The organism is Sphingomonas sp. BE123 (assembly GCF_031456015.1).
Classification (GTDB): domain Bacteria; phylum Pseudomonadota; class Alphaproteobacteria; order Sphingomonadales; family Sphingomonadaceae; genus Sphingomonas.
This window is the reverse complement of the sequence record NZ_JAVDTW010000001.1, coordinates 1,103,788-1,120,537: the sequence shown is the minus strand read 5'-3', so window position 1 is coordinate 1,120,537 and position 16,750 is coordinate 1,103,788. Positions and strand designations below refer to the sequence as shown.

At 67.4% G+C, this 16,750-nt stretch carries 15 protein-coding genes; 8 read left to right on the top strand and 7 right to left on the bottom strand.

Going from position 1 to position 16,750, the window contains the following annotated elements; genetic code table 11:
* Nucleotides 1-31: 31 nt before the first annotated feature.
* The gene (locus tag J2Y54_RS05665) at nt 32-1,390 is read right to left on the bottom strand and encodes an APC family permease (RefSeq protein ID WP_310037654.1); all 1,359 of its coding nucleotides are present in this window, start codon (nt 1,388-1,390) and stop codon (nt 32-34) included.
* A 165-nt stretch (nt 1,391-1,555) separates the two neighbouring features.
* Here J2Y54_RS05665 and J2Y54_RS05660 point away from each other — a divergent pair, with 165 nt between their 5' ends.
* From J2Y54_RS05660 to J2Y54_RS05650, 3 genes are all read left to right on the top strand, one after another.
* Complete coding sequence (locus J2Y54_RS05660; protein ID WP_310037652.1) at nt 1,556-3,322, top strand: DUF885 domain-containing protein; 1,767 nt, start codon at nt 1,556-1,558, stop codon at nt 3,320-3,322.
* 229 nt (nt 3,323-3,551) lie between these two features.
* The gene (locus tag J2Y54_RS05655; protein ID WP_310037649.1) at nt 3,552-4,292 is read left to right on the top strand and encodes a hypothetical protein; all 741 of its coding nucleotides are present in this window, start codon (nt 3,552-3,554) and stop codon (nt 4,290-4,292) included.
* A gap of 141 nt (nt 4,293-4,433) precedes the next feature.
* The gene (locus J2Y54_RS05650; RefSeq protein WP_310037648.1) at nt 4,434-4,970 is read left to right on the top strand and encodes a hypothetical protein; all 537 of its coding nucleotides are present in this window, start codon (nt 4,434-4,436) and stop codon (nt 4,968-4,970) included.
* A 147-nt stretch (nt 4,971-5,117) separates the two neighbouring features.
* Here J2Y54_RS05650 and recN read toward each other — a convergent pair whose 3' ends face one another.
* Together recN and J2Y54_RS05640 are read right to left on the bottom strand one after the other, a co-directional pair.
* Nucleotides 5,118-6,779 (bottom strand): DNA repair protein RecN, encoded by a 1,662-nt coding sequence (gene recN, locus J2Y54_RS05645; RefSeq protein WP_310037645.1) that lies wholly within the window; start codon nt 6,777-6,779, stop codon nt 5,118-5,120.
* Nucleotides 6,780-6,871: 92 nt separating this feature from the next.
* The gene (locus J2Y54_RS05640; protein ID WP_310037644.1) at nt 6,872-7,741 is read right to left on the bottom strand and encodes an outer membrane protein assembly factor BamD; all 870 of its coding nucleotides are present in this window, start codon (nt 7,739-7,741) and stop codon (nt 6,872-6,874) included.
* A gap of 126 nt (nt 7,742-7,867) precedes the next feature.
* Here J2Y54_RS05640 and J2Y54_RS05635 point away from each other — a divergent pair, with 126 nt between their 5' ends.
* The 4 genes from J2Y54_RS05635 to J2Y54_RS05620 all read left to right on the top strand — a co-directional run bounded on the left by J2Y54_RS05635 (nt 7,868) and on the right by J2Y54_RS05620 (nt 10,834).
* Complete coding sequence (locus J2Y54_RS05635) at nt 7,868-8,698, top strand: class I mannose-6-phosphate isomerase (RefSeq protein ID WP_310037643.1); 831 nt, start codon at nt 7,868-7,870, stop codon at nt 8,696-8,698.
* 62 nt (nt 8,699-8,760) lie between these two features.
* Complete coding sequence (locus J2Y54_RS05630) at nt 8,761-9,201, top strand: hypothetical protein (RefSeq protein WP_310037640.1); 441 nt, start codon at nt 8,761-8,763, stop codon at nt 9,199-9,201.
* A 2-nt stretch (nt 9,202-9,203) separates the two neighbouring features.
* Entirely contained in the window at nt 9,204-10,175 is a 972-nt protein-coding gene (locus J2Y54_RS05625; protein ID WP_310037637.1) for a hypothetical protein, read from the top strand.
* Nucleotides 10,176-10,267: 92 nt separating this feature from the next.
* Nucleotides 10,268-10,834, top strand: coding sequence for a glycine zipper 2TM domain-containing protein (locus J2Y54_RS05620; RefSeq protein ID WP_310037636.1), 567 nt, complete (start codon nt 10,268-10,270; stop codon nt 10,832-10,834).
* A 39-nt stretch (nt 10,835-10,873) separates the two neighbouring features.
* On the opposite strand, the gene J2Y54_RS05615 is transcribed toward J2Y54_RS05620, so the two are convergent.
* Nucleotides 10,874-11,095 carry a hypothetical protein gene (locus tag J2Y54_RS05615; protein WP_310037634.1) on the bottom strand — a complete coding sequence of 74 codons (222 nt, stop codon included), beginning with the start codon at nt 11,093-11,095 and terminating at the stop codon, nt 10,874-10,876.
* 195 nt (nt 11,096-11,290) lie between these two features.
* Here J2Y54_RS05615 and J2Y54_RS05610 point away from each other — a divergent pair, with 195 nt between their 5' ends.
* The gene (locus J2Y54_RS05610; protein ID WP_310037633.1) at nt 11,291-11,884 is read left to right on the top strand and encodes a hypothetical protein; all 594 of its coding nucleotides are present in this window, start codon (nt 11,291-11,293) and stop codon (nt 11,882-11,884) included.
* 61 nt (nt 11,885-11,945) lie between these two features.
* Here the strand turns inward: J2Y54_RS05610 and J2Y54_RS05605 are convergent, their stop codons facing one another.
* From J2Y54_RS05605 to J2Y54_RS05595, 3 genes are all read right to left on the bottom strand, one after another.
* Entirely contained in the window at nt 11,946-12,992 is a 1,047-nt protein-coding gene (locus J2Y54_RS05605) for a cell wall hydrolase (RefSeq protein ID WP_310037632.1), read from the bottom strand.
* A gap of 130 nt (nt 12,993-13,122) precedes the next feature.
* The gene (locus J2Y54_RS05600) at nt 13,123-13,911 is read right to left on the bottom strand and encodes a hypothetical protein (protein ID WP_310037630.1); all 789 of its coding nucleotides are present in this window, start codon (nt 13,909-13,911) and stop codon (nt 13,123-13,125) included.
* Nucleotides 13,908-16,748, bottom strand: coding sequence for a pitrilysin family protein (locus tag J2Y54_RS05595; RefSeq protein ID WP_310037628.1), 2,841 nt, complete (start codon nt 16,746-16,748; stop codon nt 13,908-13,910). Before J2Y54_RS05595 ends, J2Y54_RS05600 begins: the two co-directional genes overlap by 4 nt.
* Between the last annotated feature and the right edge of the window lie 2 nt (nt 16,749-16,750).

Sequence of the window (16,750 nt, the reverse complement as noted above, 5' to 3'; positions counted from 1 at the left end):
GCGCGCGGTCGATTCCCGAGGCAGTCGGGGCTCAGTCGGCCTGCGCGTCGCCGGGGGTGACCACCAGCAGCAGCAATGCCCCGACGCCCAGCACCGCCACGCCGGCCAGCGCGCCCCAGCCGGTATAGGCAAGGCTCGACCACAGCAGATAGGCGGTGGTGGTGCAGAAGATCGCGGGCAGCACGGGATAAAGCGGCACCCGGAACGGGCGCGGCCGCGCGGGCTCGGTCCGGCGCAGCACGAACAGCGATAGGCCCGCGAGCAGCAGGAACAGCCAGAACACCGGCGCGGTATATTCGACCGCGACGCGAAACCCGTCGCGCGCAAACCCGCCCAGCACGACCAGCAGCAGCGCGATGGCGCCCTGTGCGATCAGCCCGTTGCCGGGCGTATCGCGGCGATGGTCCCAGCGGCCGAGCCAGCGCAGCGGCCGCACCCGCTGGCCCAGCGCACAGGCGGTGCGCCCGCCGACGATCGCGGTCGCATTGGCACTGGTCAGCGCCGCCACTGCCACTACCGCGCTGATCGCCGCCGCGCCGGTCGGGCCGAACGCGCGGCGCATCACTTCCGCCGCCACTGCGTCCGTGCCGGCCATCCCGGCGATGCCGAGGCCGTTGAGCAGCGCCAGATTGACCAGCACATACAGCGCCGTGACCAGCGCCAGCGCCGCGCACAGGATCGCGGCGATGCGGCGCGGTGGGTCCTTCATCTCGGCCGAGACATAGACCGCCTCGCTCCACCCGCCATAGGACAGCAGGACGAACACCATCACCAGCCCCAGCGCGCCGCCCCCCGGCGCAGCCGGCGCCGCGTCGGCAGGGGCGAGCGCGAAGCCCGCGACGATGATCGCGATCAATCCGATCACCTCCGCCAGCGTCAGCCAGCGCTGCGCCTCCGTCCCCCAGCGCACGCCGAGCCAGTTGACCGCGCTCACCGCGACGACGGCGATTCCGGCCCAGATTGCGGGACCGGCGGCGCCAAGCGGCAACAGCACCTGCAGATAATCGCCGACGATGAAGGACAGCAACGCCAGCGATCCGGTCTGGATCACCGCCAGCCGCGCCCAGGCGTAGAGGAACGCGATCCGCTGGCCAAAGGCGCGCCCGATGAAGTGATAGTCGCCACCCATATGCGGCCACGCCGCCGCCATCTCGGCATAGCAGAGCGCGCCGATGATCGAGAGCACGCCGCCGGCGATCCAGGCAAGGATCATGGTGGTCGCATCGCCCGCAACCCCTGCGACCAATGCCGGGGTGCGGAAAATTCCGGCGCCGATGACGATGCCAACGGTCAGCGCGAACACATCGCTCGCGCGCAGGGTGCGGCGCGGGGCTGCGGCAGGGGTCACGCGACGGGCATCCTCACTCAACCGGGGCAGTCGATCGCCCATCGCCATCTTCCTGCGGCATGTGACGGGGCGGGACAAGGGCGGGTGGGGGCCGTGGCGCTTGCAATGTTGGATTTCATTTGCTTGCTTGACCGCATGAAAATCCAGCCCTGCCTCGCCCGCCGCACGCCGATCTCGGTGCCTTACACACGCGCAATTTTGTCAGTTTTGTCCGTTTTGTCTGCCGGTGCTGGTGCATTGGCGCTGGCCGCTGCCCCGGCTCAGGCGTCGCCATCGGATGATTTCAGGGCATTGCTCGACGAACATTTCGCTTGGGTTCTCAAGGAAAATCCGGGGTTTGCCCGGTCGGTCGGGGTCGACATCGATCCGATCGCGGTCGGCGATGTCAGCCTCGCCGCCGAAGATCGACGCGCTGCGGCGGAAGCGGCGTTCCTCAAGCGGCTCGATGTCATTCCCGATTCCGGACTGACCCCGGCGCAGCGGACGGACAAGGCGATCCTGCGGCGATTGTTGGCGGAAAGCATCGAGGCGAACAGCTTCGGCCAGCGCACGATCCTGTTCACCAGCTACTCGAACCCGTGGCAGGGCGCGGCGGGGCAGGGGGAGCGCACCGCCTTCCGGCGCAAGGCCGATTATGGCCATTATCTCGACCGGCTCGATCAGTTTCCCAAGACCAACGACACGCTGATCGCGATCACCGCACAGGCAGTGAAGGGCGGCTATATCCAGCCTTGCGTCAGCCTGGTCGGGTTCGAACAGACGATCACCGGCGTGATCCAGCAGGACGCGACCAAATCGCGCTTCTATGCCCCGTTCAACCGCAACAAGCCGGTCGATGCGACCGACGCCGAATGGGCCGCGCTGCAGGCGCGGGCGAAGAAGACCGTCACCGACGTGATCAACCCCGCCTATGCCAAGGCGGCGGCGTTCTATCGCACCAGCTATGCCCCCAAATGCGCCAAGGCGGTTGGGGTGTCGGCGCAGCCCGACGGCGCGCGCTACTATGCTTTCCGCATCCGTCAGCTGACCACGACCGACCTGTCGGCCGAGCAGATCCACAAGATCGGGCTGGACGAGGTCGCGCGGATCCGCGCCGAAATGGTCGAGGTTGCGAAGAAAGCCGGCTTCGCGACGCGCGAGGCGTTCGTCGCCGAGCTGCGCACCAACCCGAAATATTACGCCAGGACGCCCGAGGAGCTGATGGCCGCCGCCGCGGTGCAGGCGAAGGAGATCGACGGCAAGATGCCGGGCTTCTTCAACCGCATGGCGCGGCTGCCCTATGGCCTCAAGCGCATCCCGGCGGAGACGGCGGAAGGGACGACCACCGCCTATTACGGCCCGGGCAATCCCGAGCTGGGGCTGGCCGGCCATTATTACGTCAACACCTCGAAGCTCGACCAGCGCCCGCTCTATGAGCTGCCCGCGCTGACCGCGCATGAAGCGGTGCCGGGGCATCACCATCAGATCGCGCTGCAGCAGGAGCTGGAGACGGCGAAGTTCCGCCGCTACCTCGCCAATTTCACCGCCTTTACCGAAGGTTGGGGGCTGTATTCCGAGCGGATCGGGATCGAGATGGGCATTTACGACACCCCCGAAAAGGAAATGGGGCGGCTGTCCTACGAGATGTGGCGCGCGTGCCGTCTGGTGGTCGATACCGGCATCCATGCCAAGGGCTGGAGCAAGGAACAGGCGGTCCAGTTCATGCTCGACAACACCGCGCTGTCGGCGGCGAACATCGATGCTGAGGTGAACCGCTATATCAGCTGGCCGGGCCAGGCGCTGGGCTACAAGCTGGGTGAGATCAAGATCCGCGAACTGCGCGCGCGGGCGGAAAAGGCGCTGGGGGTCGAGTTCGACGTCAAGCGCTTCCACGACGCGGTGCTGGAACAGGGCGCGGTGCCGCTGGACGTGCTCGACGCGCAGATTTACGCGTTCATCGCGGCGGAGAAGGCGCGGGTCGGCATGGCGGGGTGAAGTAGTCTTCAATCCTCCCCCGCAAGGGGGAGGTGGCACGCGCAGCGTGACGGAGGGGGAGGAAGCACGACGGTCGAGGTCACTCCCATCCTCCCCCTCCGTCGCCTTCGGCGCCACCTCCCCCTGGCGGGGGAGGATTTGGGGAAGTCCGGCAAACGCTTCCTTAACCCTGGCCTGTCATCCCTTTGCCCCAAATCCCGCAGTTTTTGCGGGGGTGCGGAGCGTGATGATGAGCCGTCGGGCCACTGGTTTTGCCGTCCTGCTGATGCCGCTGGCGCTCGCCGCCTGTGGCGGTGGCGCGGCGGACAATGTCGATGCGCTGGACGATTCGATCGGCGGCAATGCGACCGATCCGGCGCTGATGGGCGCGCTGCAGGATCAGATCATGGTCGATCCGCAGCTCGCCCAGCAATCGAACAAGGACGCGATCCGCCCGCCGGGTCAGCCCTATTCGGCGCCGATCCCGTCGGACACCGTCGCCGCCGCCAAGGCCGCGATGCCGGCCGAAGGCGAACTGCTCAAAGCCCCGGCTCCGGTCGAGGGCAAATGCGACGCCTGCGATGCGCAGGACAAGTCGGTGACGCTGGCCGGCCTCGCCGCCGGGCAAAAGGACCGCCGCACCGCCGACTGCGCGGCGAAATTGAACTACTCTGCCGGCTGGGCCGCCCGCCTCCCCGCCGACATGCCGCTGCATCCCCAGGCCCGGGTGACCGAAGCAGCGGGTGCCGAGGGTGGCCAATGCGACCTGCGCGTCGTCAGCTTCTCGACCCCCCAGCCGCTGCAGACGATGATCGACTGGTACTACACCCGCGCCGTCCGCGGCGGCTATTCGGCCGAGCATCAGCTGAAGGACGGCCAGCATGTTCTGGGCGGCATGCGCGCGAAGGACGATGCCGCCTATGTCGTGTTCCTGTCGGCGCGCAGCGACGGCGGGACCGAGATCGACCTGGTCGCGAACCGGGGGAATTAGACCGGAGTCTAGTCAAATCGGTCTGTAGGGAAATGACCCCTGTGCGGAAGTACTGACTGCTGCCTAAAGCATTGGAGGCGCAGCGGAGAATCGAATTTGCCTTGGCTACCCTTTTACGCTTTCGGCGATGATCCCGGCACGTTGCTGTCGCTGCTCAACGATGATCCGGAGGTGGCCTTCATAATTGGTGATGGGCCCGGCAAGTGGAAGGCGGTCGAGACAATCGAAGCCTTCAGGGACAGACGCTGCATGATCTGGCACGTGCCAAGCGGTCCCTTGCCTCTGCTTGCTGCAGTTAACGGTGATCCGGACGATAATATCGCCAATCCATGGTGCGGATGGACGGAACGACGGGCGGGCGCGATCTCGACAATACCTTATTTCGGACCGGACCACTCCGGCCATGTCAGGCTGACCATTAAAAACCTTGCGGGAGGAAACGAGCCCAGGATTGGCTTGTCAGGCATGGAATGGACCGGGAGCCATTATGCTCGCATCGGTTTGCCTGCCCATCCATCCACGCAGCGATGGTGGAAGCGGTTAAGGGCCGCCATCATCCGGATCAGCAAGAAAGTCCCCAGAGGCGGGCCTTTCGGCGATTCCAAGCCAGAGATTTACGCCCTGCCAGATGCTTGCCGTGCGTTTGCGAAAGGCATGGAAGCCGATATCAATCCCTAGAGCTGTATCGCCCGAAGGCCGCAGATGGAGGCGCGTTCGCGGTGCAGCATAGGTCGGCCCAATCCCCAAAAAACCGCTATTCCGCAATCCAACCATAGTCGGCCATTCAGCCACTTATCGATGGCCGTTGTTTTTGCGTTGGGCGACCTACGCCGCCTCCAGCAACCGCCCGGCCTGCGCCCTAGCCTCGTCCGTAACCTGCGCACCTGAAAGCATCCGGGCGATTTCCTCCCGCCGTTCGTCCTCGCTCAGCTGTCGCACACCGGTGCGGGTGACGGTGCCGTCGTGGCTTTTCGCGATCAGCAGGTGCGCCGCGCCCCGGGCTGCGACCTGCGGGCTGTGGGTGACGACGAGCAATTGTGCGCCGGTCGAGAGGCGGGCGAGGCGTTCGCCGATCGCACTCGCCACCGCACCGCCGACGCCGCGGTCGATTTCGTCGAAGATCAGCGTGCGTGCGCCGCCTTCCTCGGCCAGCGCGACCTTGAGCGCGAGGATGAAGCGCGACAGCTCGCCGCCCGAGGCGATCTTGATCAGGGGCGCGAAGGGCGCGCCGGGGTTGGTCGAGACTTCGAACTCCACGCGGTCGCGGCCCGCTGCCGACCATTGGTCGCGCGGCAGCGGTTCAACACGGGTCAAAAAGCGCGCCGCGTCGAGTTTGAGCGGGGCGAGTTCGGCTGCAACCGCCGCGTCCAGCCGCGCGGCGGCGGCGGTGCGGGTGGCCGAGAGTGCTTCCGCCGCCGCGACATAGGCGGTCTCTGCCTTCGCCAGATCGGCGGTGAGGCGCGCGATCAGACCTTCGCCACCCTCGATCCGTTCCAGCCGGGTCGCGAGCGTTTCGGTCAGTTCGGCGAGGTCGTCGGGTTGGACGCGGTGCTTGCGGGCAAGGCCGCGCAGTTCGAACAGTCGCGCCTCATCCGCCTCCAGCGCGGCGGGGTCGAAGGCGAGTGCATCCGCAGCGGCATCGATCCCCTCTTGCGCGGCGCTGCTCTCGTTCAGCGCGCGATCGAGCGCGGCAAGGGCTTCGGTCAGTGCGGGGTGATCCTCGGCAATCCGCTCGAGGATGCGTGCGGCCTGACGCAACCGGGTGAGCGCGCCGTCCGACCCGTCGATCAGGTCGGCGATCGCCTGAAGCTCGCCCGCGATCTTTTCGCCACGCTGCATCGTCGCGCGGCGTTCGGCGAGCACGGCTTCCTCGCCCGGTTCTGGCGCAAGTTTGGTCAGTTCGGCGACGGCGTGTTCGAGCCATTCGCGATCGCGCGCGGCGCTCTCCTGCTCGGCATGCGCGGCGGCGAGCGCCTCTTCCGCCTCGCGCAACGCGCGGTGCGCGGAAGCGACGGCAGCGGTATCGGCACGCGCGAAACTGTCGAGCAACGCGCGGTGGCCGCGCGGGTTGAGCAGGCCGCGATCGTCGTGCTGGCCGTGAATCTCGACCAGCAGCGCGCCGAGTTCGCGCAGCAATCCGGCCGAGGCGGGCTGGTCGTTGACATAGGCGCGGCTGCCGCCATCGGCCTTGACCAGGCGGCGGATCGTCAGCGGTTCGGACGGGTCGTGGTCGAGGCCGCTCTCGCCGAGCAGCGCAGCGATCGGTGCGGGGTCGGCGGGTTCGAAGCTGGCGGTGACGACTGCCTGCGCCGCGCCCTGCCGCACCAGTCCGCTATCGGCGCGCGCGCCCAGTGCAAGGCCGAGCGAGTCGAGCAGGATCGACTTGCCCGCGCCGGTTTCGCCGGTGAGGACGCCAAGGCCTGGCCCGAAATCAAGGTCGAGTGCCTCGATCAGGACGACGTCGCGAATGGACAGCGCGGTCAGCATTCGCCCCCATTATCCCTTTTTGTTCCGCCATGGGAGAGGCGATTCACCGGCGGCATCGCGTTGAACACGCGCATGCTGGCGATCCCGCGCGGTCAGTCGGTCTCGTCGCTCGCCGGTGCCGGCGACGGGGTCTCGTCGCGCGCGGGCGGGGCAATCGCGGTTGGCAGCGGCGGAACCGGGACGGGCGCGCCATGCTGCTCAACCAGCGCATAGGCGCGGCTGTACCATTCGGTGCCGGGATAGTTGGCGCCGAGCACGGCGGCCGCCTTCTTTGCCTCGTCCTTCACGCCGAGCGCCAGATAGCTTTCGGTCAGGCGCATGAGCGCTTCGGGCGCATGGGTCGTGGTCTGATACTGATCGACCACGCTGCGGAAGCGGATCACCGATGCGAGCCACTGGCCGCGCACCTGATAATAGCGTCCGACCTCCATCTCCTTGCCCGCGAGGTGATCGCGGACGAGGTCGATCTTGAGTCGCGCGTCGGCGGCGTAGCGGGTGTTGGGATAGCGGCGGTTGAGTTCGCCCAACGCGTCAAGCGCCTGCTGGGTGATCTTCTGGTCGCGCGTCACGTCGCTGATCTGCTCGTAATAGCTGAGCGCGATCAGATAATAGGCATAGGGCGCGTCGCGATTGCCCGGATGAACCGCAAGGAAGCGCTGCGCCGACTGGATCGACTGGGTGTAATTCTTGTCGAGATAGTAGGAGAACGCACCCATCAACTGGGCGCGCCGTGCCCATACCGAATAGGGATGCTGACGCTCGACTTCGTCGAACAGGGCGGCGGCGAGCTTGTACTGGCCGCGATCGAGCCGATCCTTGGCCGAGGTGTACAAGGTGCCGACGTCGCGCGCGACATAGGGCAGATCGGCGCGCTTGCCGCCATTGCTGGCACAACCAGCAATCGGAAGCGCGAGGACGGCGAGCGCGGCAAGCGCGAGCGAGCGGGTCGAAAGCGTACGCATTGCGCCGGTTCTTAGCCGAGGGTTGCAGCCTCGCGAAATGTTTTTTGATGACGGTTGCGGCGAAGCGGTTCCCGACGCAAAAACCCTGCACTGGCGCGAACCCCCGCACCAGTTCCGGGAGGATCCATGCCGGCACAACAGCTTGCCATGCACCGCGTTGAAAAGCCCTGGGGGCGGCGGCAGCTATGGCCGGGATTCGCCGATCCGTCGCCGGATGGCGATCCCGTGGGTGAAGTGTGGTTCCAGTCGCCCGACGGGTTCGAGCCGGAGTTGCTGGTCAAATATCTGTTCACCAGCGAAAAACTGTCGATCCAGGTGCATCCCGACGATGGTCAGGCGCGCGCGCACGGGCATGAGCGGGGCAAGGACGAGGCGTGGCTGGTCCTCGCCGCCGATGCCGACGCGACGATCGGGCTGGGCACCGTGCGGCCGGTTGACAAGCACGAGCTGCGCGCCGCCGCGCTGGACGGGTCGATCAACACGCTGCTCGACTGGAAACCGGTCAAAGCGGGCGACTTCATCTATTCGCCCGCCGGCACCGTCCACGCGATCGGTCCCGGGCTGACGGTCATCGAGATTCAGCAGAATGTCGACCTGACCTATCGCTTCTACGACTATGGGCGCCCGCGCGAACTGCATCTCGACCTGGCGGTCGAGGTGGCTGATGCCCGGCCATTCGTGCCGCTGCCGCCGCCACCGGGCGCCGATCCGACGCGCCGGATCCTGGCCGAGGGGCCGAAATTCGTCGTCGAACGGCGATCGGGCGGGTCGGCATGCCTGCCGCTGGGGACCGGTCAGGGCTGGCTGGTCCCGGTCGCGGGGGAGGGGACGGCCGACGGCGTCGCGTGGCGCGCGGGCGATTGCCTGGTGCTGAGCGGCTATGTGCAGCTGGAGGCGAGCGCGGACGCCGATCTGCTCATCGCCTATCCGGGGGCGGAGCGGCTCGCGCTTGCATAGTTAACCGTTGCGGGAGTCGGCGACGCCGTGGCATTCTGGAGCGATCCGGGATGGAGGCATGCATGGCCGTCGAGACAACAGCCAATCCTGGCGAATGCGACACCCGCCGCGCGCTGTTCCAGAAGCATGAGGTCGTGACCACGATCGTCCTTGCCATGCTGCTGCAATTCACGCCGCTCAGCCGGATCATTCCCGACCGGGCAAGCGATCCGGATTACATGCTGCGCATCGCGATCGTCGCCGGCCTGGCGCTGATGGTGATCCTGGGGATCTGGGTCGCGCGCCGCATCGGCATCTGGCGCCTGACCGCCAGGGAGGAGCGCGAGCCGGGCGAGCTCTATCTGTCGGTCACGGTGCTCGCGGCGCTGCTCGTCGTGTTCGTGTCGGTCGACAGCTACTGCTTTCATTTTCACGATGTCGGCGGCTTTCCGCTGTCGCTGCTGATGGCGCTGTGGACACTTGCCTATCTCGGATCGACCTTGGCGCCGCAGCGGGGACGGTAGCGATGACGGGGCCGGCATGGGGAAAGACCTTCCTGCGCTTCAGCATGGAGCGGGCCCTGTGGCTGCTGCACGAAGGCGCGCAGACCGGTGCGCGGGATCGCGATGCAGCGCCGGATGCGATGGACCTCGCGGCGCAGATTTTCGGTTTTGACCCACTGCAGCCGGGGGTCGAATATCTTGCCGGGATCCATCATCCCGCGCTGCAGACGCGCGCGCAGCGCTGGGGCGATTCGATGCGCGATGCATTCAGCGCGTTCGAGGCCGGGGTCCGGCGCCGCTCCAACGGGCAGGTGGCGGTGGACCTGAACTATGGCGAGGCGCGGTTCGACAGCGATGCCGTGACCTTTGGCAGCCCGAATTCCAACGCGATGGCGCGCAGCCTGTATGGCGTCGAGGTCGATGCGCAGGACCGCTTTGTCGGGTCCGACGCGGCGCGGTCCGGGGTCACCTTCATGCACCCGTCCGACGCCATCATCCGGCGACATAGCGGCTACGCCGAGTCGCACCGCGCGCTGCGCCTGTCGACCGGCGAGACCTTCGTGCCCCAGCACCAGGACGGCGCGTTGCGCGACGATTATCTGCTGATCTCGTGCCTCGACCACCCGCGCGACCGGGTCGAGCGTGCAGCGGCGCAGGACGCCGAGATCGCCGCGCTCGACCGGCTCGCGGCAGATGGCGTGCTGGACGAAGCGGCGTTCCTCCGTCTCGAAGCGCTGAAACGCCGCCGCAGCCGGATCGCGATCCACCGTATCCTGTGCATCTCGGGGCTATACGGACCCGCGACCGGGGCCGCCAAGCTGCTGCTGGAGGATGTCGCGCGACTGCGCACGCTCCGGGATGCAGTGTCCGGACTCCGCTCGTTCCACGCCGTATTCCATGTGCCGCGCATCGCGCTGCGCACGGTCGCGGGGGTAACGCGCGAGATGCCAGATGAGCTTGCCCCGGCTCCGGTCGCGGTCATTCCGGTCACCTGACGCCGGGATGAATGGCGGGTAGTTTCGCGTTCACGCAACCGTGCACGCTCGCAACCGTTTGAGCGATACGACCCAGATTGAGGAGACCCTCCATGCGTACCCCGTTGATCGCCGCCATTCTCGCGTCGGTGGTACTGACCCCCGCGCCGGGCTTCGCGCAGCAGAGCCCGCGCGAGAGCAACCGCGAATATCGTGAAGAGGTGCGTGACGCGCGCCGCGACTATCGCCGCGATGTCCGGCGCGCCGATACCCCGGCCGAGCGCCGTGCTGCCGAGCGTGAGTATCGCCGCGACGTGCGGGAAGCGCAGCGCGAGCGCCGCGCCGACCAGCGCGACTGGCGCCGCTATCGCAATTATGACTGGAACCGCCCGGCGCGGGGCCAGCGCTATTACTATGCCGACGATTACTATCGCGATGGCCGCTATTATCGCGAACGCCGCCTGACGCGTCAGGATCGCATCTATCGCGGGCGCGACGGCCGCTATTACTGCCGCCGCAGCGACGGCACGACCGGCCTGATCGTCGGCGGCATTGCCGGCGGACTGCTTGGCAATGCGCTGTCTAACGGGCGTTCGAACGTGCTCGGCACGCTGCTGGGTGCCGCCGGTGGCGCGGCGCTGGGTGCGTCGATCGATCGCGGCAATGTGCGCTGCCGCTAACCCTAGGGCGGGGACCGGCCGGCCGGTCCCCGCAACCGGTTAAAGGATGAAACCGCCCAGCCAGAGGCGGACACCGCCGACGATCAACACGACGATGTTGAGGTTCCGCCCACTGTTCGAATCGGACAGCGCGCCGAGTGCGAGCCCGAGAATGGCCAGCGGCACTACCAGCCAGTTGAGCCAGCCGAGCAGCGGGATGAGACCGATCAGCATCACCGGGAAGGCGACGATGCCGATAATGAGCGAGAGCAGGTTCAGCATGAGCGGATAATGCCTCCTTCAAGGTGTTTTGTCAAAGTAAAACACCCGCATATGTTAACGAATATGAACGGAGCCGCGGTCAGTGCGACACGCCGCGACACAATAACGACAATCCCGCCAAATCGCTGCGACACCCGGTCACGATAACGGGGACAGCCGCCGATACGGCGACGAATTTTGCAGAGGAGACGTTCGATGAAGAAGGTTGCTTTGATGATCGCCGGGCTCGGCATCGCAGCCGCCACGGTTCCCGCCGCCACCGCACAGGCGGGCTGGCAGAATATCAACCAGCGTCAGGCGCAGCTCGATCAGCGGATCGACCAGGGTGTGCGCAACGGCCAGCTGACGCGCGCCGAAGCAGTCCGCTTGCGCGCGGAGTTCCGTGGCATCGCGGATCTTGAGAACCGCTACCGCCGTTCGGCGCCGGGCCTGACCCTGGCCGAGCGTCGTGATCTCGACCGCCGCTTCGACTCGCTCTCGCGCAAGATCCGCTGGGAGCGCCAGGACGGTCAGAACCGCCCGGGAGCCGATAATGGCTGGTGGAACATCAACCAGCGTCAGGCGCAGCTGGATCGCCGGATCGATCAGGGCGTGCGCAGCGGCCAGCTGACGCGTGCCGAGGCGGCGCGCCTGCGGGCCGAGTTCCGCGGCATCGCGGCGCTTGAAGCGCGCTATCGCCAGAGCCGTCCCGGCCTGACCATGGCCGAGCGGGCCGACCTTGACCGGCGCTTCGACGTGCTGGCGCGCAAGATCCGCTGGGAGCGTCGCGACTGGGAAAATCGTCGCTAAGCCTGAGCGCTAAGCTTTAACGATGACGGCCTCCGCACTCCGGTGCGGGGGCCGTTTCGCGTCAGCGGATCGGTTTGCCGCTGTCCTTCCAGCGATCGAGCACCTGCGACTCCGCAGGTTCGGCATAGCGGGGGAGGACGTCACCGCTTTCCACTTCAGCGCGGCGCTGGGCGGGGCGTTCGGTCCGCGGCATCGGCACCGCAGGCGCCGGGCGGAGCAACGGGTTGCCGGGACGCTGGATCGCGCCGACCGCCGCGACCGGCGTCGGCTGTGGCGCGGGTTTGGCGGCATCCGGGGCAGGGGCGGTGGTTGCGACATGAAGCTTGGGGCCGGGGACCGGCTCGCCGCCGCGATAGCGTTGCGTGAAGGCGTCGCCGGTGCCCCAATAACCTTTCCAGCGATGGAAGAAATGCGCGCCGAATACGCCGGTCATGACGAGCGAGCTGTTCCAGCGCGGGGTGACGGCGTGGGTGTGGTAATGCGTCGCCATGCCGACCGGGGCGAACACCTCGCCCGCCAGCGCCGCCGCCGCGACCCGCGCCGCGCGGTCCCAATATTGGCGCGACGGCTTGCGCGCCATCGACCCGTCACAGGCAAAGCTGAACTGGCAGCCGGCGCGTTCCGACCCCTGATAGATGACGCCACAGATGGTGGCGGGGAAGGTCGGGTGGCGCGCGCGGTTGAGGATCACCTGCGCCACCGCGCGCTGGCCGTCATCGGGCTCGGTCGCGGCTTCGTAATAGATCGCGGTGGTCAGGCATTGCAGCGCGCGCGCCTTGTCCTGCGCCGATCCGCGCAGCTCGAACGGCGGGGCGGGGCGGATCGTGGGGTCGATCACCGCGCCGTCGGGGACTGGCGCGTCGGGCAGGTCGACCGTGCCGGTCGCGCCCTGGGCCGAGGGGACGGCGGCATCGTCATCGGCGAGCTGGTAAAAGGCCGCACCGGGGAAGTGATCGTCAGCCTCATAGCCGGTCGGTTCCGGCCCGACGATGCGCGCCCCGCGATCGGCGATGCTCGGCCCGCTCAACCCGGCATGCGCGGAAAAGCCGGCGCCGATCAGCGACGCGATCAGCGCCGCCGCAAGACCCCTCAGCTGTACCCGTGTCATCCGCCGCAGCATGTTCGTCCCGCCGGGAGAATCCCGAGCGGATCAGATAGCGTGGCGGAGGTTTAAATTCTGCTGCCGATTCGGCCGCGTCCCGGGGTGAAACGATTGATAGTTAAGGTAATGTTAGGGTTCACTGGTTGATCCGGAAGTCGACCGAGAAGGTGAAGCTCAAACCCGTACTGACCCGTCCATCATAGGTGCGCGGTCCCACCACAGCCGACAGGGCGGAGCGCATGGCGGCGGACACCAGATGGAATCGATCCTGCGGGCCGAGACCGCCGTCCGGACGCACCAGCGGGTCGGGCAAATAGGGCGTCATACTTTCGCAGTGCAGCCGTCCCTCGCCATTGGCGGTGCAACGAAGATTGACTTGTCCTTCGGCTAAACTGCGTAGGGCCTGCCGCGGATATTCGATCAGGCGGGGCCTGACCGTAAACGCGATGTCCGAACGTAACGCCTCACCGCGTGACGGCGGCGCGGGAAGCAGATCGGTTGCGGCTACCGCTTCATCGACGAAAAACGTCTTGAACTGTTCGCTGACCGGTTCGACCGGCGCATGAAGCAGCATGACCCGCAGCCATGCGGTGCGGCGCAACCGGTCATCCGCAGTCACTTCGGGCGCAGCAGCTTCCGCCCGCGCCAGCTTCGCGAAGCGCTCGGGATCGGTAACCGGACGCTCCCGCGCAATGATGCATTTCGGCGGTACCCAGCGATAGGGCCGGCGCAGCACCTGCGCGGCGCTGCACTGGAATCGAAAATGACGCGGTTCGGCCGGCAGATCGGCGGCGATCCGGCGCGCGGTGTCGCGCCGGACCATCGCCTCCCGCCAGCCGGCCGGCGGCGCGGCCACCGGCGGCGCGGCCACCGGGGGCGCGGCGGCCTGTCCGGCAAGGCCGAGCAGGACCGCCGCACCGATCACTTCAACGTCGCGCTGTCGAGGTTGAGCGCGGTGGCCGGGATCACCTCGAGCTGAGGGTAGGTCTTGCGCAGTTCGTCGACGAAGGTCTTGGCGTCGCCGACCACGACGATGCTGGCGCTGGCGGGGTCGAGCACGCGCTTGGCTGCGGCCTGCACTGCCGCCGGATCGACGCCCTGGATCGCCGGGATGTAGCTTTGCAGCGTGCCGAGCGGGACGCCGTCGGCGACATAGTCGGCAAGCGCGCCGGCGATGCCGTCGGTGCGTTCGATGCGGCGCCCGAAGCCGCCGATCAGTACCGCCTTGCGCGAATCGAGTTCGGCGGCGGGGACCGGGGCGGCGCCCATCCGCGCCATTTCCTCGGCGATCAGCTTGACCACTTCCGGCGCTGACGGGTTCTTGGTCTGGGTCGATGCGCTGACGATGCCGGGCTGGCGGCGCGCGTCGACGCTGCTGCCCGCGCCATAGGCGAGGCCGCGCTTGATGCGGATTTCGCGGTTGAGGCGCGAGGTGAAGCCGACGCCGAGCGTGGCGTTGGCGACCTGGGCCGCGTAGAAATCCTTGTCGGTGCGCGCGATGCCGGGACGGGCGACGACGACTCCGGCCTGACCCGCTTCGGGCAGGTCGACGACGATCACGCGCGGCTTGGGTGCGGCGGCGACCGGGGCGGCGACATAGGTGACGTTGCCCGGCTTCCAGTCGCCGAAAAGCTTTTGCGCCAGTGCGGTCGCATCCTTGGCGGCGATGTCGCCGACGACGACCAGCGCCGACTGGTCGGGGCTCCAGGCGCGGGCATAGGCGCTGGCGACGTCATCGCGCGTGATCCGCGGCAGCGAGGTCGGGGTGCCCGAAAGCATGTTGCCATAGGCGCGGCTGCCGAACACCGCGCGGCTCGCTGCGATACCGGCGAGCGCGGCAGGGTCCTTGAGCTGCACCGTCACGCCATCGACCGTCTGCGCCCGCGCGCGGTCGAGCTCTTCCTGCGCAAAGGCCGGGTTGCGCGCGACATCGGCGAGGACGGTGAGCGCGGGTTCGACCTGATCGGCCTTGACCGTCACGGTCGCGAAAGCCGCGTCCCAATCTGCCCCGGCGCCGATCGACCCGCCGAGCGATTCGATCTGCTGCGCAATCTGTTCTGCCGAGCGGGTGGTGGTGCCCTTGGTCAGCAGCGACGCGGCGAGCGCGGCGGTGCCGGCCTTGCCCGCCGGGTCGCGGGCGCCGCCTGCCGGGGCAACCACGGTGGCGGTGACGATCGGCAGGTCGCGCTTTTCGACCACGATCAGGCGCATGCCGTTGGCGAGCTTGCTCTCCGACGCCGTGGGAATGGTGGGCGAAACCGGCGCGCCGGGGGCGGGGACAGCGATGCGGGTTTCCGGGCTCGCCTGGGTATGGATCACGATGTCCTTGGGCGCGACGAGCGGCGCGACCTTGACCGTATCGGCGATGCCGACGCTGTCGCCCTTCGCCCCCGGGGCTTCGGGCAGATACACGAGCGCGGCAGCCTGGTTGTCGCCGAGATACTGGCGCGCGACGCGCTGGACATCGGCGGCGGTGACGCGGGCGATGGCGGCGAGTTGCTGATCTGCCGCCTTGGGATCGCGGCTGACGATGATCGACGCGGCAAGGGTCGATGCCTTGCCTTCCGCCGTCTCGCGGCTCTTGAGCGCGCCGGTCAGGATCTCGTTCTTGGCCTCGGCCAGTTCGGCGGCGCTGACCGGCGTGTTGCGCAGTTCGGCGATTTCGCGGCGCATTGCGCGTTCACCATCCTCCGCCGATTTGCCACCAGCGAGGATCGCATACATCGCATAGGCGCCGGTCGACTGGCGCGAATCGAGGAAGGTGTCGGCCTGTACCACCAGCTGATCGCGATAGACGAGATTGCGGTAGAGGCGCGAATTCTCACCCCCCGACAGAATGCCGTCGAGCACGGTGAGTGCGGCCATGTCGGGATGGTTGTCGGGCGGCAGCTGGTAGCTCAGCAGCACAGCCGGCAGCGGGGTGTTGGCTTCGTAGACCGTCTTGCGCACTGCGGCCGTGCGCGGCGGTTCGGCGACCGTGACGCGCGGGATCGGACGGTTGGGCTTGGCGATCGGCGCGAAATATTTGTCTACCCATTTGTCCAGCTGCGCCGGATCGAAATTCCCCGCGACGACCAGCACGGCATTGTCGGGCCGGTAATAGGTGGCGTGGAAGGCGCGGATATCGTCGATACTCGCCGCGTCGAGATCCTCGATGCTGCCGATCCCCGGGCGGGCATAGGGATGGACGCTGTAGGAGATGTTGGGGAAATAGACGTAGAACAGCTTGCCATAGGGCTGGGCAAGCACGCGGCTGCGCAGTTCCTCCTTCACGACGTCGCGTTCGGACGCGAAGACCTTTTCATCGACCACCAGGCTGGCCATTCGGTCGGCTTCGGCGAACAGCAGGCGTTCGAGATGGTTGGCCGGGACGACCTCGAAATAGTTCGTATAGTCCGATGCGGTCGAGGCGTTGTTGTAGCCGCCGACATCCTCGGTCAGCCGGTCCATCTGTTCATCGACCAGGTTCTTCGTGCCCTTGAACATCAGATGTTCGAACATGTGCGCGAAGCCCGACTTGCCCGCCGGATCGTCCTTGCTGCCGACATCGTACCACACCTGGACCGAGACGTTGGCGGTCGACGTGTCGCGGATTGCATAGACTTTGAGGCCGTTGGGCAGGGTCCGCTCGGAAAAGTTGAGCGGGGCGACGGCGATCTGCTGCTGCGCGGCGGGGGCAGGGGCGGGTGCCGCCTGCTGCGCCTGCGCGGCGAACGGAAGCAGGGCGGCGCTGAGGTACAGCGCGGTGCGGGTCAGGCGCATCA